This window comes from Thermocrispum municipale DSM 44069, from assembly GCF_000427825.1.
In the GTDB taxonomy this organism is placed as follows: Bacteria; Actinomycetota; Actinomycetes; order Mycobacteriales; family Pseudonocardiaceae; genus Thermocrispum; species Thermocrispum municipale.
Genome location: NZ_ATYT01000006.1, coordinates 168,122 through 194,633 on the forward strand (window position 1 = coordinate 168,122; position 26,512 = coordinate 194,633).

Below are 26,512 nucleotides of genomic sequence, written 5' to 3' on the forward strand. Positions count from 1 at the left end.
GCTTCCCCCTCGGTTGTCCCCTCGATCGGGTCGTGTCTTTCTCGCGGCGGTCGGATCAAGAGGCCGGCTGGATCTCGCTCTCGACGACCCACTTGTGGTTGGTCATCGTCATGCCGTCGGCCTTGTAGTCGACCATGTAGACGGTCTCGTCGGTGGAGGAGTCGATGGTGGCCTTCGCACCCTTCATGCCCTTCATATGCTCGGCATCCAGCGTGACCTCGGTGCCGTCGGCCAGGCGCTGGTCACCGGCGTCCTTGATCTCCTCGTGCACGACCCACTTGTGGTCCTTGACCGGCTCGCCGCCGGTGGTGGGCGTGAAGTTCACCGCGTAGGTGTAGGTGTCGTAGGCCCCGACGATCGTGGCTTTCGCGCCGTCCATGCCCTCCATATGGTCGGCGGTGAGCGTCACCTCGGTGTCGACCGGGTACTTGGGGGACGTGGCCTTCTCGATGCCCGCGGGAGCGGGGCCGCCGTCCATCGGGTGCTCCATCCCGCCGTCGCTACTGGCCGGGGTACTGGCCGAGCTGCTGCCGTGGCCCTGGTGGCCCTGATCTCCGCCGGTGCTGCAGCCGCTCAGCAGGAGCGCTCCGCCGAGCACTCCTGCGGCGATGGTCGTCGTGAGGCGCTTTCGCATGTGGTCTCCTATTCGTTCCGGTCGAAGCAACTCGATCCTATACCCCTATGGGGTATAGGGCAACGTATCCGATTGTTGCGGTCGTCGGGCCGGTTCGCTCCGGTCGGGCGGCCGGGGGTGTCCCTATGGGGTTCGTCAAGCCGCAGCGGGTGATCGGGTCTCGTAGATGGTGCCGTGTTTGAGCATGGCGTGGAGGACATCGATGCGTCTGCGGGCGAGGCAGACGAGCGCGGCGTTGTGTTTCTTGCCCTGGGCTCGTTTCCGGTCGTAGTAGGCCCGGCTGGTGGGGTCGGACAGTGCTGCGAACGCGGCGAGGAAGAACGCCCGTTTGAGGCGCTTGTTCCCGGCCCGGCTGGGATGCTCGCCCCGGATCGAGGAACCGGATCGTCGGGTGACGGGGGCGAGTCCGGCGTAGGCGGCGAGGTGGCCGTACGTGCCGAGGTACGGCTCGAGCTCTGTGACCGGCGCGCCGTCGCGGCTGACCGAGAGGGTGAGCTCGCTGGTGGACCCGGCGGCCAGGTCGCCGTCGAGGGTCACGGTGTACCCGTCGACCTCGTCGGTCCGCGTCGGGGCGCTGGCGACGGGGGAGTAGTCGCCCGCGACCTGGACGGCGCGGCTGAGGGTGGTGCCCGATGCGCCTTCGCCGGCCGGGGTGAAGTCGGCGTACACGCGGTACGTGCCCGCCTCCTCCCACGTTCACGGCAGCGACCACGTGCCCGTGCCCTCGTCCAGGACCGGGTGCACGTGGCGGAACCCAGCGCCGTCGCTGCGCACCACGATCAGGTGCAGGTCCTTGTCGTGCTCTCGGGCGAACTCGATGACCGGCTGGCCGTCCTGGCCGAGGACCTGGAAGCTCAGCTCTCCCTCGGTGCCCGTGCCCATCGGTGCCTTCACCGGCGAGAGCGCGAAGCCGTCCGCGCTCAGCGAGACCCCGGCTACTGCCTGGCCGGCCGCCTGCTGCTCTTCGCCACCGTGCTGCCCCTCATTGCTGTGGCCCTGATTATGCGTGCTCATGTCTGTTCCTTTCGCCCACGCCTGGACGGCGCTGTCGGGGACGACGACGCCGGCGAGCCCGAAGGCTCCCCCGAACGCCACCGCCAGCCCCGCGCCGTAGAGGCCGAGGCGTGCTGCCGTCTTCATCCGGCGCGGACCGCCGAGTAGCCGGCCTCCTCGACGGCCGCCAGGACCTGCGCGTCGTCGATCACGCCGTCGGCGGTGACCACGAGCTTGCCGGTCTGCGCGCTGACCTGGATATCGGTGATGCCGGCGAGCTCGCCGACCTCCTCGCGGACCGACATCTCGCAATGCCCGCAGGTCATGCCCGTCACCTGGTACTCGTTCGCAGTCATCGATTGCCTCCTTGGTGGAGATACCCCCGGTGGGTATCATGTGCGAGCAACCGCATACCCCTGCTGGGTATTCCCGCAAGGCGGGTCGGGGGCGTCGAGGAGTGATCCCGATTGATAGACGGGATACGCCACCGGGGTATGCTGTGGAGCGTGGAGACCGCGACCGACGAGCCCTGCCGCAGCCGGCACTGGTTGCAGCTGTCCGTCCTCACGGCGCTGCTGATCGTCGGCCTCCTCGGCATGCACGCGCTCGTCAACGGTGCCGGGGTCATGGCCATGAACGCTTCCGTGGCTTCGATGGGGCACGCGTCCCCGGCGTCGCCCGGCATGACCGACGCGGCGGCCATCGCCTCCTCATCGTCGGCATCCGGACCGCATGGCATGGGCCCCGGCTCCAGCGGATGCGCAGAAGCCATGGGCAGCGTCGGCGGCTCCACCTGCGTCCCCGGGCCGACCGCCAAGAGCATTCCGGCCCTCCCGGCTCCGCTCCCCGCGAGCCTGCCCTATCTCGGCCCCGCGCCCGAGCCGGTGCCACCGCCCGAGACGCCCCGCCGGCTCGCTCTCTCGCACCTGGAACTGTCGATCTATAGAATGTGAGCAGCGAGGAGCGTCGACGCGGCGCTCCTCGCCCTTCGGGGCAAGTCGATGACCCTGCCCCACATGCGACGACATCGCGCCCTCGTGTCCCTGACCCTTTTCTGGGGGCCTACGAGTCCTGCGTCTCCGATCACCCGTGATCGTCGAGCACACCGGCTCGATGCCGTGGCCCCGCTCACCATCGACACAGAAGGACTTATCAGCCATGCACTCCAACCTGAACCGCCGCCAATTCCTCGCCCGCAGCGCCCTGGCCCTCACCGCCGCCGGCCTCGCCGGCTGCAGCTCCAGCAAAACGACCTCGTTCGTCAAACCCGGTAGCGCCGCGGTCAAAGCGGCCGAGGCCGAGCGCCGCCGCACCGGAACCGTCGTGCAGCGCGCGCTGACCGCCGAGCCGGTCACCCTCGACCTCGGCGGGAAAACCGCCAAGACCTGGGCCTACCGCGGAGCCTCCTCCGGACAGCCGCTGCGCGGCAACGTCGGCGACACCCTGAAGGTCGCCCTCACCAACGACCTGCCCGACCCGACCAGCGTGCACTGGCACGGCCTGGCCCTGCGCAACGACATGGACGGTGTCCCTAACCTCACCCAGAAAACCGTCCAGCCCGGCGGCTCGTTCGCCTACGAGTTCATCCTGCCCGAACCGGGCACTTTCTGGTTCCACCCGCACGTCGGCGTACAGCTCGACCGCGGCCTGTACGCGCCGCTCATCATCGACGATCCCAACGAGAAGGCCGACTACGACAAGGAATGGATCATCGTCCTGGACGACTGGCTCGACGGCGTCACCGCGACCCCCGACCAAGTCCTCAAGGAACTCAGCCAGGGCATGATGGATCACGGCGGCATGGACATGGGGCCGATGCGGATGGGCAACACCCTGATGGGCGCGACCTCGCCGCTGCTCGGCGGCGACGCCGGCGACGTCTACTACCCCCTCTACCTGATCAACGGCAAGCCCGCGAACGACCCGCAAACCTTCACAGCCAAGCCCGGGGAGCGGATCAGGCTCCGGATCATCAATGCCGGCGGCGACACCGCCTTCCGATTTGGCGTCGCCGAGCACCCGCTCACGATCACCCACTCCGACGGGTTCCCTGTGGACCCGTATGAGGCCGAGAGCGTCGTGCTCGGCATGGGGGAGCGCTACGACGCGGTCATCACCGCCGGCGACGGAGCGTTCGCCGTCATCGCCGAGGCTCTCGGCAAGCAGGACCAGGCCCTCGCCGTCCTGCGCACCGGATCCGGCACCGCCCCGACGACGAAGACGAAGCTCCCGCAGACCAAGATCCCCGCCACTGCGGGTGATCTCAGGGCAGCGAGCACGGTCGCTCTTCCCAAGCGCGACGTCGACCGCACGGTCGCGCTCGAGCTGACCGGGGGCATGGAGAAGTACGACTGGGCGATCAACGGCAACCGCATGGACATGGAGCAGCCGATGCGCGACGCCCTCGGCATCAAGGAGGGCGAGCGGGTCGCCCTCGAGTTCAAGAACTCGACCACGATGTGGCATCCCATGCACCTGCACGGGCACACCTACCAGCACCCTGACGGCGGGCCCCGCAAGGACACCTCGATCGTCCTGCCCGGCAAGACGCTGCGCGTCGAGTTCGACGCCGACAACCCCGGGCGGTGGCTCACGCACTGCCACAACGTCTACCACGGGGAAGCCGGGATGATGACGACGATCGCCTATCAGGAGAACTGATCGGCCAACCGGTGCAGTAGCGCCGTTCGTCAAGACCTTGATCCGAGTCGTCGAGCTGAACGATGCCTTCGGATGGACAGCTCATGAGGAGCATGTGCGCAAGATTCGTGCGACGGCAGGGCCGCTGACGATCGAGCAGAAGATCGCGATCCGCAACGTGTTCCTCGAGCAACCTCCTGGAGCGCGAGGCGAAGAAGAGGAGGGTCAGGACAGATGGGGAAACGGCCTAGAGAGTTCAGCAGGTCTTCTCTCAGGATGGTTGTCTCAAGGACAGATGCTCACGCCCAGGGTCTGTAGCCTGGACCGCACCACGTCTGGCCCAGACAGTCTGCGAGTGCGAGTCGAATCCCCATTGAATCGCCAGTCGACTGCTGAGTCGACTCATCATTCATAAATGTCACGAACGTGTGGAGTCGGGCTACTTCGACCGCTCGCTCAACGTCTACGGGTGCGAGGGGGAGCCGTGTCCTCGCTGTGGCTCACCCATTCGACGGGAACGGTTCATGAACCGTTCGTCGTATTCATGCCCGCGTTGCCAGCGGCGCTCGCCGCGGCGATGACCTGGTCGTGCCAGCCGGCATCTGGCTGAGCAGCAGCCCACGCATCTAGCCGAACGGCAGCCGCAGCCCTCGAGCTGCGGCTGCCGGCTTCGAAGCCGGCTTTCGGGACAGCCGACCTACCGACCCGTGCCCGCGCCACCGTCGGGCGGCGTCTCGGGGCTGGACGCCGTCGACGAGCCGCCACCCGGCGGATCCTCCGGATCACACGGCTCCTCCGGGCACTCCGGCTCGCTCGGTGTGGCGGTCGTCGTAGTCGTCGTTGTGGTGGTCGTCGTCGTAGTCGGCTTGCTGGTCGTCGTCTTGGTCGGTTTCGCCGAACTGGTCGTGCTCACGTCGTCGTCCGACGTGGGCAGATCCTCCGACGTGCTGTCCGGGGCATCCGTGGTCGCGGTGTCCCCGGGCGTCGTCGTGGTCGTTGTGGTCGTCGTCGGCGTTCGGTCGCCACCGTGCGCCGCCCCGCTGATCTTGATCGTGGTCTGGTCCGGGGACGGGTTGCCCGCGATCAACCCACCACCGGTCTCGCCGTTGGGCTCGCGCTGGAACTGCTGCACGTTCTGTTCGGCGACCGGGGTCGTCGAACCGGCCAGCACCGCGATTCCGGCGAAAGCCGTCGCGGTGAACACGCCGCTGGCCAGCAGCGCCAGATAGCTCGCGCGCCGGGGCCGGGTCTCCTCGGCGGGCGGTGCGACCGACACTTGCGTCTCGCCGGTTGGCCCAGACGGGCTCATAGGCTGCTCCTTGTGGCGGCTAGGCTGAAAGCGGGGGAACTGTATCACTACCGGGTGAGCACAATTCCTGCCCCGTGTGCTCGAGCCGCTCCGGAGCGTTACCACTGGAGGAGACGAGGATGCCCGAGTCCGGTGACCGCACGCGCTTGACCGCATGGGTGCGCGGCCACGTGCAAGGCGTCGGATTCCGGTGGTGGACGCGGTGCCGCGCGCTCGAATTGGGCCTGGTGGGGACGGCTACCAACCTCGCCGACGGCCGTGTCGAGGTCGTCGCCGAAGGTCCGCGGCAGGCATGCGAGGAACTGCTCGCCGCGCTGCGTGGCGGATCGACACCTGGCCGGGTGACCTCGGTGGTGGAGCAGTGGTCCGAACCGAAAGGCGGCTACCAAGGCTTCACGGAGCGTTAATCGGTGAGCACTTACCGTCGTCGGCCTTGGTGGCGTTCACCCACACGACGCCCGACACGCCGCACGGTTCGTTCTGCCGGAGAACCCGCAGGTACCATTCCGCAGTTGAGGTCGCCCCGGCCACGTTGACACGTTCGCCGGTGCGCGAACCGGCACACGATGAAGGGGCCGCAGCTCGTGCACCTGAAAAGCCTGACGCTGAAGGGCTTCAAGTCCTTCGCTTCGGCTACCACGCTGCGCTTCGAGCCGGGCATCACGTGTGTGGTCGGCCCGAACGGCTCGGGCAAGTCCAACGTGCAGGACGCCCTGCGCTGGGTGATGGGCACGCAGGGCGCCAAGGACCTGCGCGGCGGCAAGATGGAGGACGTCATCTTCGCCGGCACCGCGGGACGGCCCCCGCTCGGCCGCGCCGAGGTCACGTTGACCATCGACAACTCCGACGGCGCCCTGCCGATCGACTACACCGAGGTCTCGATCACCCGGCGGATGTTCCGCGACGGCGCCGGCGAGTACGAGATCAACGGCTCGAGCTGTCGGCTGCTGGACGTGCAGGAGCTGCTGTCGGACTCCGGTATCGGCCGCGAGATGCACGTGATCGTCGGCCAGGGGCAGCTCAGCGAGATTCTGCAGGCCAAGCCGGAGGAGCGGCGCGCGTTCATCGAGGAAGCCGCGGGCGTGCTCAAGCACCGCAAGCGCAAGGAGAAGGCGCTGCGCAAGCTGGACGCGATGCAGGCGAACCTGAACCGCCTGAATGACCTCACCGCGGAACTGCGCCGCCAGCTCAAACCGCTGGGCAAGCAGGCCGAGATCGCGCGGAAGGCGCAGGCGGTGCAGGCCGAGCTGCGGGACGCGCGGCTGCGGCTGTACGCGCACGACCTGGTCACCCAGCGCGAGGCGCTGGCCAAGGAGCAGGCCGACGAGGAGCGGATCCGCAGGCAGCGCGCCGAGGTCGAGCAACAGCTGCAGGTCGCCTCCCGGCGTGAGGCCGAGCTGGCCGAGGCGCTCGCCGAGGACGAGCCACGACTGGCCGCGGCGAAGGACACCTGGTACAAGCTCAGCGCCCTGGCCGAGCGGCTGCGCGGGACCGTCCGGCTGGCACTGGAGCGTAAGCGGCATCTGTCGACCGAGATCGACGACGGCTCGAGCGGCCGCGACCCCGAGGAACTGCTGGCCGAGGCCGAGCAGGCGGAGGAGAAGGAGCTCGAGCTCAACGCCGCCGTGGAAGTGGCTCGTGCCACGTTGTCCGAAGCCGTCACGCATCGCGAGGAACTCGAGCAGGCGCTGCAGGCCGCCGAACGAGCGCACATGGCCGCGGTGCGCGCGGTGGCGGATCGGCGCGAGGGCGTCGCCAAGCTGACCGGCCAGGTCGAGGCGCTGCGCAGCAAGACCGGTGCCACCGCGGAGGAGATCGAGCGGTTGACCGCGGGCATCGACGAGGCGGTGGCACGCGCCGAACAGGCCGCCGAGGAGCTGGAACTGGCCAAGGCGGAGGGTGGCGACTCCGATGTGGACGGGGCGGAGGCCGCTGAGCGACTCGAGCAGTGCATGCGCGCCAACGACGCCGCCAAACAGCGCGTCGAAGAACTGATCGCCGCCGAGCGCGCCACGGAGAAGGAAATCGCGACGCACCGGGCCACTGTGGAGGCGCTGTCGCGCGGGCTACGCCGCAAGGACGGCGTCGGGGCGCTGTTGAAGGCAGGCGACGAACTTCCCGGCGTACTGGGTTCGGTGGCGGCGTTGCTGACCGTCGAGCCAGGCTTCGAAGCGGCGATCGCCGCAGCGTTGGGCCCGGTCGCGGATGCGGTGGCGGTGCAGGCAGGCGAGGACGCGGTGTCCGCGTTGGAGTACCTGAAGACGCACGACTCCGGCCGCGCGGGCATCTTGCTGGGCGGCGCGGACGATTCCGGCTTGCCGGGTCGGCCGTCGTTGCCGTCCGGCGCGCGGTGGGCGGTGGACGTGGTACAGGCGCCGGAACGGCTGCAGCCCGCTGTGCGTGCCGCGCTGCACGATGTCGCCGTCGTGGAGGGTTTGGTCTCGGCGATGGCGCTGGTGAGCGAGCATCCCGAGCTGCGCGCCGTGACCACCGAAGGCGACGTTTTCGGGGCGCACTGGGCCGCAGGCGGGTCGAAGGCGTCCACCGAGTCGGTCATCGAGGTGCAGGCCGCCGTCGACGCTGCCCAGGACAAGCTGCTCGCCGCCGAGCGACGCCTGCAGCGCACCGCGGCGGAGTTGGAGGGTGCGCGCGCCGAGCAGCAGCAGCGCAAGGCCGAGGTGGCCAAGGCGCGTGAGGCGGTCGGCGAGGTCAAGGTGGCCAAGGCCCGGTTCTCCGAGCGGTTGAACCGGTTGCAGCAGGCGTTGCGCAATGCCGAGGCCGAGGTCGAGCGGTTGCGGACACAGCGCGCGAAGGTCGAGGCCAGCCGCGAGGAGGCGGTGGCCAAGCTGGCCGAGCTGGAACAACGGCTGGCCGCGGTGAGCGAGGATCCGATCGACGAGGAGCCCGACACCTCCGAGCGCGACGAGATCGCCGCCGCGCTGGCGGAGGTTCGCCAGCAGGAGGTCGAGGCCCGGCTGGCGCTGCGCACGGCCGAGGAGCGGGCTCGCCAGATCGCGGGCAAGGCGGAAAGCTTGCGTCGTGCCGCGGAGGCCGAGCGTCAGGCGCGGGAACGTGCCGAGCGGGCCCGGGTGGCGCGCCGGCGTGGTGCCGAGATCGCCGCTGCGGTCGTCGACGGCGGCGAGATCGCTCTCGAACGCATCGAGGTGTCGCTGCGCCGGGCCGCCGCCGAACGAGATGCGCTACAGCAGGCCCGCGAGGAACGCGAGGCGATGCTGGCCGGCGTCCGGACGAGCGTGCGCGAGCTGACCGGCCAGCTGGAGAAACTGACCGATGCGGTGCACCGCGACGAGTTGGCGCGCGCCGAGCAGCGGATGCGGCTGGAGCAGCTGGAAGCACGCATCGCCGAGGAATTCGGCATCGGGCTCGACGATCTGGTCGCCGAGTACGGGCCGGATCAGCCGGTGCCGCCCAGCCCGGCGGAGATGGCCGAGTACGAGGCCGCCAAGGAGCGCGGGGAAGAGGTTGCCGAGCCGCAACCGATCCCGTTCGACCGGGCGACCGAGGAGCGCCGCGCCAAGCGCGCCGAGCGCGACCTGGCCCTGCTCGGCAAGGTCAACCCGCTCGCGCTGGAGGAGTTCGCCGCGCTGGAGGAGCGCTACAAGTTCCTGTCCACGCAGCTGGAGGACCTGAAGGCCACGCGCAGGGATCTGCTGTCGGTGATCGAAGAGGTGGACGACAAGATCCTCGAGGTCTTCACCTCGGCGTATCACGACGTGGCGCGTGAGTTCGAGACGGTGTTCGGCACGCTGTTCCCCGGTGGTGAAGGCCGGATGGTGCTCACCGACCCGGACGACATGCTGACCACCGGGGTCGACGTCGAGGCGCGGCCGCCGGGCAAGAAGGTCAAGCGGCTGTCGCTGCTGTCCGGTGGCGAGAAGTCGCTGGTGGCGGTCGCCATGCTGGTGGCGATCTTCCGCGCGCGGCCGTCGCCGTTCTACGTGCTCGACGAGGTCGAGGCGGCGCTGGACGACACCAACATGCGGCGGCTGATCGGCTTGCTCGAGCAGTTGCGGGAGACCTCGCAGCTGATCGTGATCACGCACCAGAAGCCGACGATGGAGATCGCGGACGCGCTGTACGGCGTGAGCATGGCCAACGACGGCATCACGCGGGTGATCTCGCAGCGGCTGCGGTCTGCGGAGAAGGCGTCAGCGTAACCCGTCGAGCGCCTGCCCTGCGACGATGGTGGTCGGCGCGGATGCGAGGATGACGAGCGTGACGGACAACGTGTGGTTCTGGGTCATCCTCGTCGTCGTTGTGCTGCTGACCGTGGCGCTGGTCGCGGGGCTCACGCTTTCCCGCCGCCGCAAGATCCGCCTCGCCGAGGAACGTTCGGCGAAGGAGGAGAAGCCGGCCGGCGGCAGATACACCGCGGGCGGTGGCATCGCGCTGGCGCCCGGTGGCGTGAAGGAGCACCAGCCACCGGAGCACCCCGCCGGCGAACGCACGGAGGTCGACGGCCAACCCGGCGTGGGAGACGACGCCTCGGTGCCGCGCGACAGCCTTCGCCGCGGGATCGTCGACGTCAAGCTGCCGGAGGGCACCGAGGGCGCCGCGGCTGAGGGAAGCGCAGCGGCTCCGAGCAAGACGGAGGCCCCGGCCAAGACGGAGGAGCGCGACGCCGGTCCTGCCGCGGTCGAAGCCGAGCCGGAGCCGGCCGCGAAAGCCGGGCCGGCAGCCCCGGAGGCTCAGCCGGCACAGGCCCCGGTTTCGACCGAGGAGCCCGCACCGGCCGCGGGACGCATCGAGCGGCTGCGCGGACGGCTGGCGAAGTCCCGGTCGGCGTTCGGCCAGAGCCTGCTGGGCCTGCTGGGCGCGGGCGACCTGGACGAGGATTCGTGGCAGGACGTCGAGGACACCCTGCTGGTCGCCGACCTCGGCGCGGCGACCACCACGGAGATCGTCGAACGACTGCGCACCGAGCTGGTCAGTCGCGGTGTCCGGACGGCCGATCAGGCGCGCGCCCTGTTGCGCGAGGTGCTCATCGACGCGCTGAACCCCCAGGCGGAGAGGGCCGTCCGGGCCTTGCCGCACGAGGTGGACGGGAAGAAGCATCCGGCGGTGGTGCTGGTTGCCGGCGTGAACGGCACCGGCAAGACGACCACGACCGGCAAGCTCGCGCGCGTGCTCGTCGCGCAGCAGCACCGCGTCCTGCTCGGTGCGGCTGACACGTTCCGTGCGGCTGCCGCCGATCAGTTGCAGACGTGGTCCGAGCGGGTCGGCGCCGAGGTCGTGCGCGGCAAGGAGGGTGCGGACCCCGCCGCGGTGGCGTTCGACGCGGTCAAGCGCGGCATCGACAGCGGCGTGGACGCGGTGTTGATCGACACCGCAGGCCGCCTGCACACCAAGTCGACGCTGATGGACGAGCTCGGCAAGGTCAAGCGTGTCGTGGAGAAGCAGGCGAAGGTCGACGAGGTGCTGCTGGTGCTGGACGCCACCACCGGCCAGAACGGACTGACCCAGGCGCGGGCGTTCCGTGAGGTCGTGGACGTCACCGGCATCGTGCTCACCAAGCTCGACGGCACGGCCAAGGGTGGCATCGTGTTCCAGGTCCAGCGCGAGCTCGGGGTGCCGGTGAAGCTGGTCGGCCTCGGGGAAGGACCTGACGACCTGGCCCCCTTCGAGCCGGAAGCCTTCGTCGACGCGCTGCTCAACTGACCGGCGGCGTTCTGGTCAATCGGCGAGCGGCGCCATCAGGGACGCGCTCTTCGACTGACGAGCGGCGCTATCAGGGACGGGCTCTTCGACTGACGAGCGGCGCTACTAATGATGCGCAGCCCGCCGCGCGGCGCTATCAGTGACGCACTGCTCGACTGACCAGCGGCGTTACCAGCGATGCGCTGCTCGACCGACGGGCGGCGCGCTGCGCTGGTGCGGCGTGCCTTCGTGCGTCGCGAGGGGCGGCCTCTGTGGAGAGCTGCCTCCCGATGTGGGCACTTTGTGCCCGGTCTCGTCGGACCATGCGAACACCGCTGATGCGGCTCGGCCGGCTCCCGACCGGCACATCGTCGCCCTTCAGCCGCCGCGAAGCGACAATCGCCGGCGCATTCTGTGAATTTCGGCGATTCCGATGCCCTGCTGGCCCGCTGCACCGCTGCAGGGCGGTGTCCCGCTGCGCTGCCGCCGCGCCGCTGCAGAGCGGGTGTGTCCCGCTGCACCGTCGTACTGCTGCAGAGCGGGTGCGCCGTTGCCTTCCCCCGCGGCGTCGCAGTGCCATCCAGGCCACAAAGAAGCTCGGTGGGACGAGCTCCCTCGTCCCACCGAGCCACGAAGTCCGGCTACTCCTCGCCGCGACCACCTTCGACCGCGAGCCGTTCCTCCTCCTCGTCATCGAAGGCGCTGGCCTGGGCGCCCCGCGACTGCGGGTCGAACAACCACGTCAGTGCCCACAGCACGATGCCGAGGCCGATCATGCCTGCGGCCACCAGGTACTCGTCCGGGTTGCGCTCGGTCCACGGCCCGACCAGAAAGGCGCAGGCCAGCGCGCCGAGCACCGGGATGAACGTCGGCGCCTTGAAGTGCTTGTGCTTCACCGGCTTGCGGCGGAGCACCAGCACGGCGATGTTGACCACGGTGAACACGCCCAGCAGCAGCAGCGACGTCGTGCCGCCCAGCAGCGAGAGGACGTCGCCCGCTTCGTCCTCCGGCGTCGCCGGGTCGTCGGTGAGCACACCGGTCACCACGATGATCAGGGCGAACGCGATCAGCGTGGTGAAGATGATGCTGATCCACGGGGTACGGCGGAACGGGTGCACGGTGGCCAGCGGCCTGGGCAGCACCCGCTTCTTCGCCATGCCGTACAGCAACCGGCTGGCCATCAGCATGTTGATCAGCGCCGAGTTGGCCACCGCGAACATCGTCATGAACGGGAAGATGTCCTCGATCGGCAGGTCAGGCGCACCCGCCCGGACCACCTCGAGCAGCGGCGTGTCACTGGCGGCCAGCTCGCCGACCGGCACCACGGCGACCGCCGCGATGGACACCAGGATGTAGATGACGCCGGTGATGCTCAGACCGCCGAGCATGATCTTCGGGAAGATCCGCACCGGGTCCTTGGTCTCCTCGGCCATGTTCACCGAGTCCTCGAAGCCGACCATGGCGAAGAAGGCCAGCGTGGTCGCCGCCGTAACGGCGATGAACGCCGACTTGTCGTCGGCGGTGTCGAACACCGTGACGCGGCTGAAGTCGGCGTTCCCACCGCCGATGGCGATGAAGCCGATGACGATGACGGCCAGCAGACCGAGCAGCTCGACCAAGGTCAGGAAGACGTTGAACTTCACGCTCTCGCCGACGCCGCGCAGGTTGATCAGCGCGACGAGCGTCATGAAGCCGAGCGCGAGAAACATGATGCCGGTGTCGCCCCAGTCGAGGCCGACGCCTTCGGCCAGGTTCGCCGCGAACGACCGGGACGCGGTGGACGCCGACGTGATGCCGGAGGACATCACGGCGAAGGCCACCAGGAACGTCACGAAGTGGATGCCGAACGCCTTGTGGGTGTACAGCGCTGCACCCGCCGCCTGCGGGTACTTGGTGACCAGCTCCATGTAGGCGAACGCGGTCAGTGTCGCCACGATGAACGCCACCAGGAACGGGGCCCAGGCCGCGCCGCCGACCTCGGCGGCCACATCGCCGGTCAGTGCGTACACCCCGGTACCCAGGATGTCGCCGACGATGAACAGCAGGAGCAGCTTGGTGCCCATGACCCGCTTGAGCGGAGGCTGGCCGCCCGGCCCTCGCTCCGTGGATGCCGCCGTATCGCTCACGTCATGCCTCCCTCTTGCCGCACAGATGCGGGGGACACCTTATGTGATCACCGCAATACCCGATATTCGACGCCAGCACTCTTTACCCATCTGCAAGGGTCGGCATTTCGATACCCGGACTTCGGCCGACGAGAACCCCGCGGGTCAGCGACTCCTTGCCGTACTTCTGCCAGATCTGATCCATCGCCTCGTCCACCGATCCGTCCGAGCCGGGAAACAGCGGCAGTTCCAGTTGCCTGCCGCTGCCCCCGTCGAGGTTGGCGACGGTGATGCCCAGCAGCGTGATGCCGCGATCCACGATCATCGGCATCGCCTCGGCCAGCAGCCCGCGCAGCACCGTCAGCAGCGTTTCGCCGTGCGCGGTCGAGATCGGCAGGGTCCGCGACCTCGTCGCGCGGGTGAAGTCGCCGAAGCGCAGCCGGAGTACGACCGTGCGCCCCGTCCGGCCCGCCGCGCGCATCCGTCTGCCGACCCGGTCGACCAGTCCGACGAGGATCGCGTCCAGCTCGTCCGGCGATCGGGTGCGGCGTCCGAGTGCCCGCTGCGATCCGATCGACCCCCGCCTGCGCCGCGTCACGACTCGCCGCGGGTCACGGTTACCGGCCAGGGCGTGCAACTTGTTACCCACCGCCACGCCGACCTGGTGTTTCAGTGCTGTCCGCGACGCCCGGTGCAGGTCGCCGATCGTCGTGATTCCCATGCCGCGCAGCTTCTCCGCAGTTACCGGACCGACGCCCCACAACCGTTCGACCGGCAGCGGGTGCAGGAACGCCTCTTCCTCGCCCGGCTCGACCACCAACAAGCCGTCGGGTTTCGCCTCCGCGCTGGCCACCTTCGCCAACGACTTGGTGCGGGCGACGCCCACCGTGATCGGCAGCCCCACTCGGCGGCGCACCTCCGCTCGCAGACGCTGGGCGATGTCCCGCGGCCGCCCCGCCACCCTGGCCCGCCCGCTGACATCCAGGAACGCCTCGTCGATGGAAATGCCTTCGACCACCGGGGTGGTGTCCCGAAACACGTCGAACACGGCCTTGCTCGCATCGACATAGGCCTGCATGCGAGGCGGAACCACGACGGCGTCGGGACACAGCCGCTTCGCCTGCCTGCCGCCCATCCCTCCGTGCACCCCGCACGCGCGTGCCTCGTAGCTGGCGGCCAGCACGACACCCCCTCCGACGATCACCGGGCGATCGCGCAGGCGGGGGTCGTCGCGTTGTTCGACGGAAGCGAAGAACGCGTCGAGATCGGCGTGCAGGATGGAAGCAGTCATCGAACATATGTTCGCATGGATGGGCCTTCGATTCAGCGTCTGATCGAGCGACGGTGGCAATCTGACGTCGTGAATGACGCATTCATGTCATCCCTGCCGACAGCGGGGCGCGCCACCTGGGGAATCAGCGTGGTCGACGTCGTCTCAGGCCGGCGGTTGGCCGGGCGCGGCGAACACCGCAGGCTGGCCACGGCCAGTGTGGGCAAACTCTTCCTGCTGCTCGAGGTGGCCGACCGGCTCGTGTCGGGTCAGCTGCCGCCGCACCATCTGCTCGACCGGCGCGCCGTGGAGCCGGTGGCGGATTCGGGTCTGTGGCAGCACTTGGCGACCGACCTCCTGCCGGTGGTGGACGCGGCCGCCCTCGTCGGCGCGGTCAGCGACAACCTGGCCACCAACGTGCTGCTCGACCTCGTGGGGCTCACAGCAGTCCAGGAGTGGCCGAAGCGCCTGGGCCTCACCGACACCGCCCTGCACGACCAGGTGCGGGACATCCGACGGCCGAGCGATCCACCGACGCTCTCGACCGGCACGGCGGCCGAGCTCACCCAGTTGATGCGCGTGCTGCACACCGGTGACCTCCGCGCGGCTGCTCGGGTGCTCGAGTGGCTCGAGCTCGGCACGGACCTGTCGATGGTCGGGTCGGCGTTCGGGCTCGACCCACTGGCGCATCAGCGCCCGGACCGTGGCGTCCGCTTGATCAACAAAACCGGCACGGACGACGGCATCCGAGCAGATGTCGGCCTCGTTCACGGTCCACGGCGCACCGTGGCCTACGCGGTGCTGGTGAACTGGACGCCCGACGGCCCGAACGACCCACACCGCGACGCCGTGCTGGCAGGTATGCGCGAGGTCGGGGCGCACCTCCGGGCCGACGTCTGACCCATCAGCCCAGCAGCCGGCGGATGCGCCGCGCTCGCTCATCAGGGTGTTGGTTCGGGCACGAGGCGCACGTCGTCCCGACCGGGGTGCGATCGATCAGGCAACACGATGCGCGACGGACCACCAGATGCGGCCCGACCTCGGCGAAGCGCGGCCTCGGCAACTCCGGTCCGACAGCCTCGGCCACCTCTGCCGCCAGCCGCACGGCCCGCTCCTGATCAGCAGCAGCTTGCCCGGCGGACAACAACCTGTTGGCCACCGAATCGGTCGCGATGGCCCACAGTGCAGGTTCACCGGCCCCGGAGACAGCGGCCACGGTCTTCGTGACAGCGCCGAACACGGCATGCAACCGCCGGCCGAACTCTCCGACGCCACCCGCCAACGGCCGGTGCGAGGAGGCCTCGACGAACCGACCGTCCGGCAGGATCCGCAAGGTCATCGCCTCCAGCGACGGATCGACCGGAACACCGTTGAACAGCCGCTCGAGCGGTTGCGCCAGCAACACCGACGACACCGAGTACCACCACACCGTCCCCAGGACCCGCTCGGGAGCCTGCCCGTAGAGCCGTCGCGCGAGGTCCAGCTGGGCGCGCAGCCACTGGTGGTCCACCACGATCGAGGCCGGCTGGATCTCGCTGATGACGCCCTCCCGGTCACCTGTTCGGCGGTGGTGCGAGCACGCACGAAACCTGGTCGTAACAGCATGCCGCCCGTGGTTCACACGCGAGAAATCGTCGATGCGTTCAGGCGCAACACCGACCTCGCATGCTGACGGCCATTGTCCGGTACGCGAGTGTCGCGAGGAGACACCATGGAAGGAAACACCGCCTGGTTGCTCACCAGCGCAGCGCTGGTGCTGCTGATGACGCCAGGCCTGGCGTTCTTCTACGGCGGCATGGTCCGCTCGAAGAGCGTGCTCAACATCATGATGATGTGCTTCGGCGCCATCGGGCTGATCGGCGTGTTGTGGGTGCTCTACGGGTACGGCCTGGCCTACGGCGACGACGTCGGCGGGCTGTTCGGATGGTCGAACGACCTGCTGGGGATCACCGGCCTGCTCGACTTCGATCCGGAGGCCGACCCGACCGGCGGCACGGTGGACGTGGCCTTCCAGGCGATGTTCGCCATCATCACGGTGGCGCTGATCGCGGGTGCGATCGCCGACCGTGCGCGGTTCGGCCCGTGGCTGCTGTTCGCCGGCCTGTGGGCCACGCTGGTCTACTTCCCGGTCGCGCACTGGGTGTGGGGTGACGGCGGCTGGATCGGCGAGATGGGGGCGCTGGACTTCGCCGGTGGTACCGCGGTGCACATCAACTCCGGTGCGGCCGCCCTGGCGCTGGCGATCGTGCTCGGCAAGCGCAAGGGCTGGCCGAAGGAGCCGATGAAGCCGCACAACCTGCCGTTCGTGATGTTGGGCGCCGGCCTGCTGTGGTTCGGATGGTTCGGCTTCAACGCCGGCTCCGCGTACGCCGCCGACGGCGTCGCCGGTGTCGCGTTCGTCAACACGGTGACCGCCACGTGTGCGGCCATGCTCGGCTGGCTGCTGGTGGAGCGGCTGCGCGACGGCAAGCCGACCAGCCTGGGTGCCGCTTCGGGTATCGTGGCCGGTCTGGTGGCCATCACGCCGTCGTGCGCCTACGTCGACACGTGGGGCGCACTGGCCATCGGCGGGCTCGCCGGCCTGATCTGCCCGCTGGCGGTCGCGCTGAAGTACAAGCTGGGCTACGACGACGCGCTCGACGTGGTCGGTATTCACTTCGTCGGCGGGTGGATCGGCACCGTCAGCCTCGGGTTCCTGTCCACCGCCCGGGTCACCCCGGACGGCGTGGACGCCCTGTTCTACGGCGGTGGGGCCGGTCAGATCTGGCCGCAGATCGCCGGGGCGCTCGGGGTCACGGTCTACTCGCTGGTGGCCGCGCTCGTCATCGGTTTCGCCATCCAGAAGACCATCGGCTTCCGGGTGGACGAGGACGTCGAGGTCTCCGGCATCGACGAGGCCGAGCACGCCGAGGTCGGTTATGAGCTGGGGATCGGCCGGGGTGGTCGGTCGGGTGGCTCGTCGATCGCCGCGGCGAGCAAGAAGCTGGAGGAGAGCACGGCATGAAGCTGATCACCGCCATCATCAAGCCGTTCACCCTGGACGAGGTCCGCTCCGCGCTCGAGCAGCTCGGTGTGCTGGGCATGACGGTCTCCGAGGCGCAGGGCTACGGCAGGCAGAAGGGGCACACCGAGGTCTACCGGGGTGCCGAGTACGCCGTGGACTTCGTGGCGAAGCTGCGGGTCGAGGTGCTCACCGACGAGGCGAGCGCGGAGAAGGTCGTCGACGCCATCGTGCGCGCGGCGCAGACCGGCAAGATCGGCGACGGCAAGGTGTGGGTCACGCCGGTGGAGCAGGTCATCCGGGTCCGCACCGGCGAGCGTGGCGCGGACGCGCTGTAATCGCCGCACGTGGACGTCGGCGAGCTGGTCGCGGCGGCCGAACGGCTGCTGGGCAGGCGCCATGGCCGGCTGGTGGCGGGCGAGCTGCGTGCCGCACTGGTCGAGCTGTACGAATTCTGGCTGAGCAAGGCAGCGGCGGCGGCCGGTGTCGGCACCCCGGACGGACCCGGTGGTGTCGCACTGGTCGCCGTCGGCGGCCTGGGCAGGCGCGAGCTGGTGCCGTACTCCGACCTCGACCTGGTGCTGTTGCACGACGGCACCGTCGCCACGGCGGAGCTGGACCGCGTCGCCCAGGCGCTGTGGTACCCGTTGTGGGACGCCAAGGTCGGCCTCGACCACGCGGTGCGGACCGCTGCCGAGGCGTTGTCGGTTGCCCGCGACGATCTCCGCACCGCCATGGGGCTGCTCGAGTTGCGGGTGATCGCCGGTGACGAGCAGCTGGCCGCCGGGCTGGCCGCCTCGGCCAAGCAGCAGTGGCAGCGGGTGGTCAGGCAGCGCTTCGCGGACCTGGCTGCGGCGGTGCGCGAGCGGTGGCGACGCAGCGGGCAGATCGCGCAGTCCGCCGAACCGGATCTGAAACACGCAGGCGGCGGGTTGCGGGACATCGCCGTGCTGGAGGCGTTGTCGGTCGCTCAACTGACCGATCGGCTCGACGGCGAATTGGCGCAGGTCAAGCGCCTGATGCTGGACATCCGCACGGAACTGCGCCTCGAACTGCGCCGCAACCGGGACGTGCTCGGCGCGGAGCAGGCGGACAAGATCGCCGGTGACTTGGGGTTCGGCGATCGGTCCGCCTTGCTCAAGCAGCTCTATGCCGGTGCCCGCGCGGTCCGCTACACGCTCGACGTGGCGCTGCGGACCGCGGAACGTCCGGGTGGCCGGCAGCGTCGTCAGCCCCTCGCCGAGGGCGTCGTGCTGCACGGGAGCGAGGTCGCGCTGGCGCGTGGCGCGGCCCCGGGCAAGGATCCGGCGTTGTTGCTACGGGTGGCATCAGCCGCCGCTCGCACGGGCAAGCCCGTCGCACACGGCACGCTGCGGACCCTGGCGGACTCGGCTCCCGAACTCCGACAACCGTGGCCCGCTCAGGCGCGCAGCGAACTGGTTGCACTGTTGGGTTCGGGCGAGGGGCTCCTCGACGCGGTCGAGGCGCTGGACAACTTGGGTTTGTGGACCCGTCTGCTGCCCGAGTGGGGAGCGGTGCGTGACCTGCCCCCGGCCGAGCCCGTGCACAGCTGGTGCGTCGACCGGCACCTGGTGCAGACCTGCGTCGAGGCGTCGAAACTGACGACCAGGGTGCCCCGGCCGGATCTGCTGTTGATCGGGGCGCTGCTGCACGACATCGGCAAAGGCCGCGGCGCGGATCACTCGGTGATCGGCGCCGAGATCGCCCGCCACATGGCGGAACGGCTCGGCCTGTCCGCTCCCGATGTCGACATCGTCACCGGGATGGTGCGGCACCACCTGCTCCTTCCGCACGTGGCGACGCGCAGAGACATCACCGAGCTGGAGACCGTGCGACGGGTGGTCGACACCATCGGCGGCAGCGCGCTGCTGCTCGATCTTCTGCACGCGCTGACCGAGGCGGACTCGCTGGCCACCGGGCCGGGGGTGTGGACGCCGTGGAAGGCCAGGCTGGTCGGGGAGCTCGTCGCCCGCTGCCGCGAACTGATCCGCGGTGAGGAGCCCGCCGGGCCCGATCCGCTCACTCCCGATCAGCAGACGCTGGCCAAGCGGGCAGGCGAATCCGGCCGACCGGAGGTGCTGGTGTCCTCCGACGGCCCGGTCGCCACGGTGACGGTCGCCGCCCCTCGCGACGTGTCGTTGCTCGCGCCGGTGGCGGGAGCGCTGGCTTTGTCGTCGCTCGAGGTCGGCGCGGCCACGCAGTTGGAGGACAGTGGCGTCGCGGTCGCTGTGCTGCACGCGTCGCCGCGTTTCGGGACTCCGCCGGATGCCGCGTTGCTACGGGAGAAGATCGTCCGGGCCGTCACCGGCCGTCTTCCGCTGGCCGAGCAGCTCGCCGTCAAGGAACGCGACTACGACTCCGGCACGGACCGGGTGGAGCCGACCGTGCTGTGGTTCGACGACGAGGCGGAAGGGGCCGACGTCGCGTTGCTCGAGCTCCGGGCGGCCAACCGCATCGGGCTGCTGCACCGGGTGGCCAGCGCGCTGCGTACGGCGGGCGCGAGTGTCAGCTGGGCCAGGGTGGCGACGTTCGGGGCGTCGTGCGTGGACGCCTTCGCGCTGCGTTCCACGGCGGGCAACCCGCGAGATGCCGCATGGCGCCGTTCGGTGGAGCGAGCCGTCCTGGCCGCAGCGCGCTGAGACCGTGTGCGCGCAGGTCGGGCGCACCCGCGGTGTTGATACCGTTGCGGTTGGGCCGTTATGCCCGTCACCAACGACCGCTGGAGTACACACCCGTGTTCGACACCCTCTCCGACCGGCTTACCTCCGTCCTGCAGAACCTGCGTAGCCGGGGCAAGCTGACCGATGCCGACATCGACGCGACCGCCCGCGAGATCCGTATCGCGCTGCTCGAGGCGGACGTCGCGCTGCCGGTGGTGCGCACGTTCATCTCGCGCATCAAGGAGCGGGCCAAAGGCGCCGAGGTGCACCAGGCCCTCAACCCGGCCCAGCAGGTCATCAAGATCGTCAACGAGGAACTCGTCGCGATCCTCGGTGGCGAGACGCGCAGGCTGAACCTGGCCAAGAACCCGCCGACGGTGATCATGCTCGCCGGTCTGCAGGGCTCCGGTAAGACCACCCTGGCGGGCAAGCTCGCGATGTGGCTGCGCAAGCAGGGACACTCGCCGCTGCTGGTGGCCTGTGACCTGCAGCGGCCGAACGCGGTCACCCAGCTGCAGGTGGTCGGTGAGCGGGCCGGTGTCGCGGTCTTCGCGCCCGAGCCGGGCAACGGTGTCGGTGATCCGGTCGACGTCGCCGCGCGCAGCATCGACGAGGCCCGCCGCGGGCAGCACGACGTGGTCATCGTCGACACCGCGGGCCGGCTCGGCATCGACGAAGAGCTGATGAAGCAGGCCGCGGACATCCGTGACCGGGTGCAGCCCGACGAGACGTTGTTCGTGGTCGACGCGATGATCGGTCAGGACGCGGTCACCACGGCCGAGGCGTTCCGGGACGGTGTCGGCTTCACCGGTGTCGTGCTCACCAAGCTGGACGGTGACGCCCGCGGTGGTGCCGCGCTGAGCGTCCGGGAGGTCACCGGCCAGCCGATCCTGTTCGCCTCCAACGGCGAGAAACTCGAGGACTTCGACGCGTTCCACCCGGACCGGATGGCCTCGCGCATCCTCGGCATGGGCGACATGCTCACGCTGATCGAGCAGGCGGAGAAGGCCTTCGACCAGCAGCAGGCCGAGGAAGCCGCGGCCAAGATGACCGCGGGCGAGCTCACGCTGGAGGACTTCCTCGAGCAGATGCTCGCGGTGCGCAAGATGGGGCCGATCGCCAACCTGCTCGGCATGCTGCCCGGCGCCGGCCAGATGAAGGATCAGCTGGCCGCGATCGACGACAAGCACCTGGACCGGGTGCAGGCGATCATCCGCGGCATGACGCCCGCGGAGCGGGCCAACCCGAAGATCATCAACGCCTCGCGCAGGCTGCGTATCGCCAAAGGGTCCGGCGTGCAGGTGCGCGAGGTCAACGACCTGGTCAACCGGTTCTTCGAAGCCCGCAAGATGATGCAGCAGATGGCCGGCGGGTTCGGCATGGGCGGCAAGCGGGTGAGCAAGACCCGCAAGGGCAAGAAAGGCAAGAAGGGCAAGAAGAAGGGGGCCACGCAGCCCAGGATGCGCGGCGGTTTCCCCGGTCTGCCCGGCGGCATGCCGCCGATGCCCGGTGGGATGCCCGGAGGCATGCCGGACCTGTCGAAGCTGGGTGGCATGAACGACCTGCCGCCGGGATTCGACCCGAGCAAGCTCAAGTTGCCGAAGAAGACCGACGAGAACTGACCGGGGGGCGTGCCGATGACGTCGTCGCTGCCGCCGTTGCACCTGTCCGGTGTCGTACTGCCCGAGGGCCACAAGCGCGACATCTGGGTCACCGATGGCCGGATCTCGTTCACCGAGGTACCCGGGTCCCGCACGGTCGCCACCGACGTGTGGATCCTGCCGGGGCTGGTCGACGCACACTGCCACATCGGTATCGGCCCTGGTGGGCCGCTGGACGACCTGGCCGAGGCGGAACAGCAGGCGATCGTCGAGCGCGACGCAGGCGTCTTCCTGATCCGGGACTGCGGCGCCCCGATCGACACCCGCGAGCTGCAAGGCAGGGCGGATCTGCCGCGCATCATCCGCGCAGGCAGGCACCTGGCCAGGCCGAAGCGTTACCTGCGTGGGTTCGCCGTCGACCTGGACGAACCGGAACAGCTTCCCGAGGTCGTCGCCGAGCAGGTCGCCTACGGCGACGGCTGGGTCAAGCTGGTCGGCGACTGGATCGACCGGGAGATCGGGGATCTGGCGCCGTTGTGGCCGGATGATGTGCTGGACCAGGCGATCAAGGTCGCGCACGAGGCGGGCGGCAAAGTCACCGCGCACGTGTTCGGCGAAGCCGCGTTGCCCGGGTTGCTGGCCGCGGGCGTGGACTGCATCGAACACGGCACCGGGCTGACCGACGAGACGATCGACGAGATGGTGCGGCGCGGCGTCCCGTTGGTGCCGACGCTGACCAACATCGCCAACTTCCCGGACATCGCCGCGCAGGCGGTGAAGTATCCGGTCTACGCGCAGCACATGCTGGACCTGCACCGCAGGAACCCGGAGGTCATCGCGGCGGCCATCGATGCGGGCATCCAGATCTACGCCGGGACGGACGCGGGCAGCGTCGTCAAGCACGGCAGGATCGTCGACGAGATCGAGCTGCTGCACGCCGCCGGGCTGAGCGCCACCGAGGCGATCGGTGCCGCGTCGTGGCGGGCGCGTGAGTGGCTGGGCTACTCCGGTGTGGTGGACGGCGGCGAAGCGGACCTGCTGGCGTTCGACGCGGACCCGAGGGAGGACATCGGCGTGCTGCGCCGTCCGGTGTGCGGCGTCTTGCGCGGCGCGGTGGTGCGGTGACCGTCGATCCGGACGTGCCGGTGACCGAGATGGAGGAGCGGCCGCCAGGTCATCGGTGGGGCTTCGGGGCTTTCCTGCTGGTCGAGGCCGTGCTGCTGGCGACCGCGGCACTGGTGTCCGCGATCCTGCGGGAGGGCCGCGCTCCGGGTGAGACGGTCCCGATGCGCGACATTCTGATCGGCACGATCACCCCGACGGTGGTGGCCGCGGGCGTGGCGATCCTGATCACCCGGGTGCGTGGCAACGGCCCGCTCACCGACCTGCGGCTGGAGTTTCGCTGGGACGACGTGCGCACCGGCTTGCGGTTCGGCCTGCTCGGCCTGGTCGTCACCACCATCGGCGTGGCGGTGTGGACCCAGGTGGTCGGGGAGGAGAACGCCCGGTCGGCGATCGGCACCCTGATCCAGCAGACGCCGCTGTCCGTGCAGGCCGCCGTGGTGTTGTTCCTCTACCTGTGGCTGATCGGCCCGATCTGCGAGGAGATCATCTTCCGCGGCTTGCTGTGGGGAGCCGTCGAGCGGCTGCACTGGGGCAAGGAGCGTTGGGGGAGGGTCGCCGCGTTCGTGTTGTCCACCGCCGTGTTCGCAGCCAGCCACCTCGAGCCGCTGCGCACCACCCTGCTGATCGTCATCTCCATCCCGATCGGCCTCGCCCGGCTGGTGACCGGGCGGCTGCTCGGCAGCATCGTCGCCCACCAGGTCAACAACTTCCTGCCGGCACTGGCGCTGCTGCTCACCGCGCTCGGTGCGATGCAGGTGTAGTGGGTACTGTCAGCGCCGGTCGGGCCATCTGGCAGAATGACTGCTTGCTGCTTCGGCCGGACCCTCTCACCGCGCCCGGAGCCCCAGAATCCTGCGACTGCAGCATCCGCCCCCACTCGGATCGCGCGCGGTCGACGAAACCGAAGTGCGAACGAACGAGGAGTCCCACACCCGTGGCCGTCAAGATCAGACTGCAGCGCCTTGGCAAGATCCGTGCCCCCTACTACCGGATCGTGGTAGCCGACGCGCGTACCCGTCGGGATGGCAAGGCCATCGAGACGATCGGTATGTACCACCCGAAGGAGGAGCCGAGCTTCATCGAGGTGAACTCCGAGCGGGCCCAGTACTGGTTGAGCGTCGGCGCGCAGCCGACCCAGCCGGTGCAGCGCATCTTGGAGATCACCGGTGACTGGCAGAAGTTCAAGGGCCTGCCGGGTGCGGAAGGCAAGCTGAAGGTCGCCGAGCCGAAGCCGTCCAAGGAAGAGCTGTTCGCCAAGGCTCTCGAGGAGGCGGGCGGCCGCCCGGAGGCGGACGCCACCGAGGGCAAGAAGAAGTCGGCGAAGAAGGACAAGGCCGAGGGCAAGAAGGGCAAGGAGGCCAAGGCCAAGGAGTCCAAGAAGGACGAGGCGAAGGCCGAGTCCGGCGACGAGGGTAAGGCCGACAAAGAGTGAGCTTCCTCGCCGATTCGCTCGAGCACTTGGTGCGGGGCATCGTCGACAACCCGGATGACGTCCGGGTGGAGCTGATCACCACGCGGCGCGGCCGCACGCTCGAGGTGCACGTCAACCCGGACGATCTCGGCAAGGTCATCGGCCGTGGTGGCCGTACCGCCACCGCGCTGCGCACGGTGATGAGCGGGATCGGCGGCCGCGGCGTGCGGGTCGACGTCGTCGACACCGATCGCTGAGGCGTCTGCCGCTGGCGTGGAGGTCGCGTGGAGGTAGTCGTCGGCCGGGTCGCCAAGCCACACGGCATCGGTGGGGAGGTCGCGGTGGATGTCCGCACCGACGTCCCCGAGGTGCGGTTCGCCGAGGACGCCGTGGTGCGGGCGCGCACCCGTGACAAGAAGTCCCGGCAACTCACCGTGCGGTCTGCCCGGCCGCACGGCAGCCGTTTGCTCGTCCGGTTCGACGAAGTCGTGGACCGGACGACCGCCGAGGGCTTGCGGGGCGCCGTGCTGCTCGCGGACACCGACGATCTGCCGCCGACCGAGGACGAGGACGAGTTCTACGACCACGAGCTGAGCGGGCTCGCGGCCGAGCTGGCCGACGGCACACCGCGCGGCACGGTCAAGGAAGTCGTGCACACGCCGGGTGGGGAGCTGCTTGCGGTCGAGTTCGAAGGCCGCGAGGTGCTCGTGCCGTTCGTGCGCGCGATCGTGCCGAAGGTGGACCTGAGCCAGGGCAAGGTCGTGCTGGACCCGCCGGAAGGACTGTTCTAGTCGTGCGGCTCGACGTGGTGACGATCTTTCCCGAGTACCTGCAGCCGCTACGCACGGCGCTGCTGGGCCGGGCGTTGGATCGCGGCCTGATCAGCCTCGGGGTTCATGATCTGCGGAACTGGACCTACGACGTGCACCGCGCGGTCGACGATGCGCCGTACGGCGGCGGGCCGGGCATGGTCATGAAGCCGCAGGTGTGGGGTGAAGCCCTGGACGCGGTGTGTACCGAGCAGACACGGCTCATCGTGCCGACGCCTGCGGGTACGCCGTTCACGCAGGAGATGGCGCGCGAGTACGCGCAGGAGCAGCACCTGGTGTTCGCGTGCGGCCGCTACGAGGGGATCGACCAACGGGTGGTCGAGGACGCCGCGCGCCGGATGCCGGTCGACGAGGTGTCGATCGGCGACTACGTGCTGGTCGGTGGCGAGGCCGCGGTGTTGGTCATGGTGGAGGCCGTCGTGCGGCTGCTACCCGGAGTGCTGGGCAACCCGGTGTCGGCCGAGCAGGACTCGTTCAGCGACGGCTTGCTGGAGGGCCCGTGTTACACCCGGCCCGAGGTGTGGCGGGGTCTTGCCGTTCCCGAGGTGCTGCGCTCGGGCAACCACGCGCGTATCGAACGCTGGCGGCGTGACCAGGCGTTGCGCCGCACGGCCGCCCGTCGGCCGGACCTGATCGCCCGGCTCGCCGACCAGCTGGACGAGGACGACCGGGCGGTGCTTGCCGAGTTCCACGCGACGAAAGCCGAAGGCGAGGCGCAGGCCGACTGACGCCTCGATCCACCCGGATGCGGCGGGCAGGTTCAGGTCTGCAATACTTGGCTGGTTGCTGCACGCGGCCACCGAGCCGCGGCGCCGAATCAATCCTGAGGCATCCGGCATCAACGGTCGAGCATGCCGTAGCACGAATCCGAGCACGAGGACGGACGAGACGATGAACACCCTGGACGCGCTGGAAGCTCAGTCGCTGCGGGACGACATCCCGAGCTTCCGGCCAGGAGACACGGTCAAGGTGCATGTCCGCGTCATCGAAGGCAACCGCGAGCGCGTGCAGGTCTTCGAGGGCGTCGTGCTGGCCCGCAACGGTGGTGGCATCCGCGAGACCTTCACGGTGCGCAAGATGTCGTTCGGCGTTGGCGTGGAGCGCACCTTCCCGGTCCACTCGCCGAACATCGCCAAGATCGAGGTCGCCAAGCGCGGCGACGTGCGGCGCGCGAAGCTGTACTACTTGCGCAACCTGCGTGGCAAGGCCGCCAAGATCAAGGAGCGTCGAGAGGCTCCGTCCGCTTCCTGACGC

General features: G+C 69.4%; 24 protein-coding genes and 2 pseudogenes. 18 read left to right on the forward strand and 8 right to left on the reverse strand.

Going from position 1 to position 26,512, the window contains the following annotated elements:
* Positions 1–55: 55 nt before the first annotated feature.
* The 4 genes and pseudogenes from YWM_RS0107715 to YWM_RS0107725 all read right to left on the reverse strand — a co-directional run bounded on the left by YWM_RS0107715 (position 56) and on the right by YWM_RS0107725 (position 1,983).
* Entirely contained in the window at positions 56–634 is a 579-nt protein-coding gene (locus YWM_RS0107715; RefSeq protein ID WP_028850240.1) for a YdhK family protein, read from the reverse strand.
* Positions 635–769: 135 nt separating this feature from the next.
* Positions 770–1,060 (reverse strand): annotated as a pseudogene (locus YWM_RS25610) (transposase); the annotation flags it as partial.
* A gap of 270 nt (positions 1,061–1,330) precedes the next feature.
* Positions 1,331–1,648 carry a hypothetical protein gene (locus YWM_RS25145; protein ID WP_156914694.1) on the reverse strand — a complete coding sequence of 106 codons (318 nt, stop codon included), beginning with the start codon at positions 1,646–1,648 and terminating at the stop codon, positions 1,331–1,333.
* 122 nt (positions 1,649–1,770) lie between these two features.
* Positions 1,771–1,983, reverse strand: coding sequence for a heavy-metal-associated domain-containing protein (locus tag YWM_RS0107725; RefSeq protein WP_028850241.1), 213 nt, complete (start codon positions 1,981–1,983; stop codon positions 1,771–1,773).
* Positions 1,984–2,133: 150 nt separating this feature from the next.
* Here YWM_RS0107725 and YWM_RS0107730 point away from each other — a divergent pair, with 150 nt between their 5' ends.
* From YWM_RS0107730 to YWM_RS25615, 3 genes and pseudogenes are all read left to right on the forward strand, one after another.
* Positions 2,134–2,580, forward strand: coding sequence for a hypothetical protein (locus tag YWM_RS0107730; RefSeq protein WP_156914695.1), 447 nt, complete (start codon positions 2,134–2,136; stop codon positions 2,578–2,580).
* A 205-nt stretch (positions 2,581–2,785) separates the two neighbouring features.
* Positions 2,786–4,288, forward strand: a complete 1,503-nt coding sequence (locus YWM_RS0107735) for a multicopper oxidase family protein (protein WP_028850243.1) — start codon at positions 2,786–2,788, stop codon at positions 4,286–4,288.
* Between the two features lie 410 nt (positions 4,289–4,698).
* Positions 4,699–4,848: pseudogene (locus YWM_RS25615) on the forward strand (zinc finger domain-containing protein); the annotation flags it as partial.
* Positions 4,849–4,964: 116 nt separating this feature from the next.
* Here the strand turns inward: YWM_RS25615 and YWM_RS26590 are convergent.
* Positions 4,965–5,576, reverse strand: a complete 612-nt coding sequence (locus YWM_RS26590; protein ID WP_211232450.1) for a hypothetical protein — start codon at positions 5,574–5,576, stop codon at positions 4,965–4,967.
* A gap of 119 nt (positions 5,577–5,695) precedes the next feature.
* On the opposite strand from YWM_RS26590, the gene YWM_RS0107745 reads away from it, so the two are divergent.
* The 3 genes from YWM_RS0107745 to ftsY all read left to right on the forward strand — a co-directional run bounded on the left by YWM_RS0107745 (position 5,696) and on the right by ftsY (position 11,255).
* The gene (locus YWM_RS0107745) at positions 5,696–5,983 is read left to right on the forward strand and encodes an acylphosphatase (protein ID WP_028850245.1); all 288 of its coding nucleotides are present in this window, start codon (positions 5,696–5,698) and stop codon (positions 5,981–5,983) included.
* A 177-nt stretch (positions 5,984–6,160) separates the two neighbouring features.
* Positions 6,161–9,754 carry a chromosome segregation protein SMC gene (gene smc / locus YWM_RS0107750; protein ID WP_028850246.1) on the forward strand — a complete coding sequence of 1,198 codons (3,594 nt, stop codon included), beginning with the start codon at positions 6,161–6,163 and terminating at the stop codon, positions 9,752–9,754.
* 49 nt (positions 9,755–9,803) lie between these two features.
* Positions 9,804–11,255, forward strand: a complete 1,452-nt coding sequence (ftsY, locus tag YWM_RS0107755; protein ID WP_211232451.1) for a signal recognition particle-docking protein FtsY — start codon at positions 9,804–9,806, stop codon at positions 11,253–11,255.
* Between the two features lie 620 nt (positions 11,256–11,875).
* Here the strand turns inward: ftsY and YWM_RS0107760 are convergent.
* Both YWM_RS0107760 and dinB read right to left on the reverse strand, forming a co-directional pair.
* Complete coding sequence (locus tag YWM_RS0107760) at positions 11,876–13,360, reverse strand: APC family permease (RefSeq protein ID WP_028850248.1); 1,485 nt, start codon at positions 13,358–13,360, stop codon at positions 11,876–11,878.
* A gap of 82 nt (positions 13,361–13,442) precedes the next feature.
* Complete coding sequence (dinB, locus tag YWM_RS0107765) at positions 13,443–14,630, reverse strand: DNA polymerase IV (RefSeq protein ID WP_043660083.1); 1,188 nt, start codon at positions 14,628–14,630, stop codon at positions 13,443–13,445.
* Between the two features lie 69 nt (positions 14,631–14,699).
* On the opposite strand from dinB, the gene YWM_RS0107770 reads away from it, so the two are divergent.
* Positions 14,700–15,509: a serine hydrolase gene (locus YWM_RS0107770; RefSeq protein WP_028850250.1), complete on the forward strand. Its 810-nt coding sequence runs from the start codon at positions 14,700–14,702 to the stop codon at positions 15,507–15,509.
* A 4-nt stretch (positions 15,510–15,513) separates the two neighbouring features.
* Here YWM_RS0107770 and YWM_RS0107775 read toward each other — a convergent pair whose 3' ends face one another.
* Positions 15,514–16,122: a (2Fe-2S)-binding protein gene (locus YWM_RS0107775; RefSeq protein ID WP_245565959.1), complete on the reverse strand. Its 609-nt coding sequence runs from the start codon at positions 16,120–16,122 to the stop codon at positions 15,514–15,516.
* A 198-nt stretch (positions 16,123–16,320) separates the two neighbouring features.
* Between YWM_RS0107775 and YWM_RS0107780 the strand changes: the two genes are divergently transcribed.
* The 11 genes from YWM_RS0107780 (at position 16,321) to rplS (ending at position 26,509) form a co-directional block, all read left to right on the forward strand.
* Positions 16,321–17,613: an ammonium transporter gene (locus tag YWM_RS0107780; RefSeq protein WP_028850252.1), complete on the forward strand. Its 1,293-nt coding sequence runs from the start codon at positions 16,321–16,323 to the stop codon at positions 17,611–17,613.
* On the forward strand, positions 17,610–17,948 hold the full coding sequence (locus YWM_RS0107785) for a P-II family nitrogen regulator (RefSeq protein ID WP_028850253.1): 339 nt from the start codon (positions 17,610–17,612) through the stop codon (positions 17,946–17,948). Before YWM_RS0107780 ends, YWM_RS0107785 begins: the two co-directional genes overlap by 4 nt.
* Positions 17,949–17,957: 9 nt before the next feature.
* A complete protein-coding gene (locus YWM_RS0107790) occupies positions 17,958–20,270 on the forward strand; it encodes a [protein-PII] uridylyltransferase (protein WP_043660087.1) in 2,313 nt (770 codons plus the stop codon).
* 95 nt (positions 20,271–20,365) lie between these two features.
* Positions 20,366–21,913, forward strand: a complete 1,548-nt coding sequence (gene ffh, locus YWM_RS0107795; RefSeq protein ID WP_028850255.1) for a signal recognition particle protein — start codon at positions 20,366–20,368, stop codon at positions 21,911–21,913.
* A 15-nt stretch (positions 21,914–21,928) separates the two neighbouring features.
* The gene (locus YWM_RS0107800; protein WP_211232452.1) at positions 21,929–23,017 is read left to right on the forward strand and encodes an amidohydrolase family protein; all 1,089 of its coding nucleotides are present in this window, start codon (positions 21,929–21,931) and stop codon (positions 23,015–23,017) included.
* Positions 23,018–23,046: 29 nt separating this feature from the next.
* Positions 23,047–23,778, forward strand: coding sequence for a CPBP family intramembrane glutamic endopeptidase (locus YWM_RS0107805; RefSeq protein WP_084612258.1), 732 nt, complete (start codon positions 23,047–23,049; stop codon positions 23,776–23,778).
* 173 nt (positions 23,779–23,951) lie between these two features.
* Positions 23,952–24,449, forward strand: coding sequence for a 30S ribosomal protein S16 (rpsP, locus tag YWM_RS0107810; protein ID WP_028850258.1), 498 nt, complete (start codon positions 23,952–23,954; stop codon positions 24,447–24,449).
* Positions 24,446–24,685 (forward strand): RNA-binding protein, encoded by a 240-nt coding sequence (locus YWM_RS0107815; RefSeq protein WP_028850259.1) that lies wholly within the window; start codon positions 24,446–24,448, stop codon positions 24,683–24,685. Before rpsP ends, YWM_RS0107815 begins: the two co-directional genes overlap by 4 nt.
* 27 nt (positions 24,686–24,712) lie before the next feature.
* Positions 24,713–25,219, forward strand: coding sequence for a ribosome maturation factor RimM (gene rimM / locus YWM_RS0107820; RefSeq protein WP_028850260.1), 507 nt, complete (start codon positions 24,713–24,715; stop codon positions 25,217–25,219).
* A gap of 2 nt (positions 25,220–25,221) precedes the next feature.
* Complete coding sequence (trmD, locus tag YWM_RS0107825) at positions 25,222–25,986, forward strand: tRNA (guanosine(37)-N1)-methyltransferase TrmD (RefSeq protein WP_028850261.1); 765 nt, start codon at positions 25,222–25,224, stop codon at positions 25,984–25,986.
* Between the two features lie 163 nt (positions 25,987–26,149).
* Positions 26,150–26,509: a 50S ribosomal protein L19 gene (gene rplS / locus YWM_RS0107830; RefSeq protein ID WP_028850262.1), complete on the forward strand. Its 360-nt coding sequence runs from the start codon at positions 26,150–26,152 to the stop codon at positions 26,507–26,509.
* Positions 26,510–26,512 lie beyond the last annotated feature (3 nt).

Bases quoted from the DNA above. Each gene is read 5' to 3' on its own strand.
- YWM_RS0107715 (WP_028850240.1), bottom strand. From the start codon at position 634: ATGCGAAAGCGCCTCACGACGACCATCGCCGCAGGAGTGCTCGGCGGA.
- YWM_RS25145 (WP_156914694.1), bottom strand. From the start codon at position 1,648: ATGAGCACGCATAATCAGGGCCACAGCAATGAGGGGCAGCACGGTGGC.
- YWM_RS0107725 (WP_028850241.1), bottom strand. From the start codon at position 1,983: ATGACTGCGAACGAGTACCAGGTGACGGGCATGACCTGCGGGCATTGC.
- YWM_RS0107735 (WP_028850243.1), top strand. From the start codon at position 2,786: ATGCACTCCAACCTGAACCGCCGCCAATTCCTCGCCCGCAGCGCCCTG.
- YWM_RS26590 (WP_211232450.1), bottom strand. From the start codon at position 5,576: ATGAGCCCGTCTGGGCCAACCGGCGAGACGCAAGTGTCGGTCGCACCG.
- YWM_RS0107745 (WP_028850245.1), top strand. From the start codon at position 5,696: ATGCCCGAGTCCGGTGACCGCACGCGCTTGACCGCATGGGTGCGCGGC.
- ftsY (WP_211232451.1), top strand. From the start codon at position 9,804: ATGACGAGCGTGACGGACAACGTGTGGTTCTGGGTCATCCTCGTCGTC.
- dinB (WP_043660083.1), bottom strand. From the start codon at position 14,630: ATGACTGCTTCCATCCTGCACGCCGATCTCGACGCGTTCTTCGCTTCC.
- YWM_RS0107780 (WP_028850252.1), top strand. From the start codon at position 16,321: ATGGAAGGAAACACCGCCTGGTTGCTCACCAGCGCAGCGCTGGTGCTG.
- YWM_RS0107785 (WP_028850253.1), top strand. From the start codon at position 17,610: ATGAAGCTGATCACCGCCATCATCAAGCCGTTCACCCTGGACGAGGTC.
- YWM_RS0107800 (WP_211232452.1), top strand. From the start codon at position 21,929: ATGACGTCGTCGCTGCCGCCGTTGCACCTGTCCGGTGTCGTACTGCCC.
- YWM_RS0107805 (WP_084612258.1), top strand. From the start codon at position 23,047: ATGGAGGAGCGGCCGCCAGGTCATCGGTGGGGCTTCGGGGCTTTCCTG.
- rplS (WP_028850262.1), top strand. From the start codon at position 26,150: ATGAACACCCTGGACGCGCTGGAAGCTCAGTCGCTGCGGGACGACATC.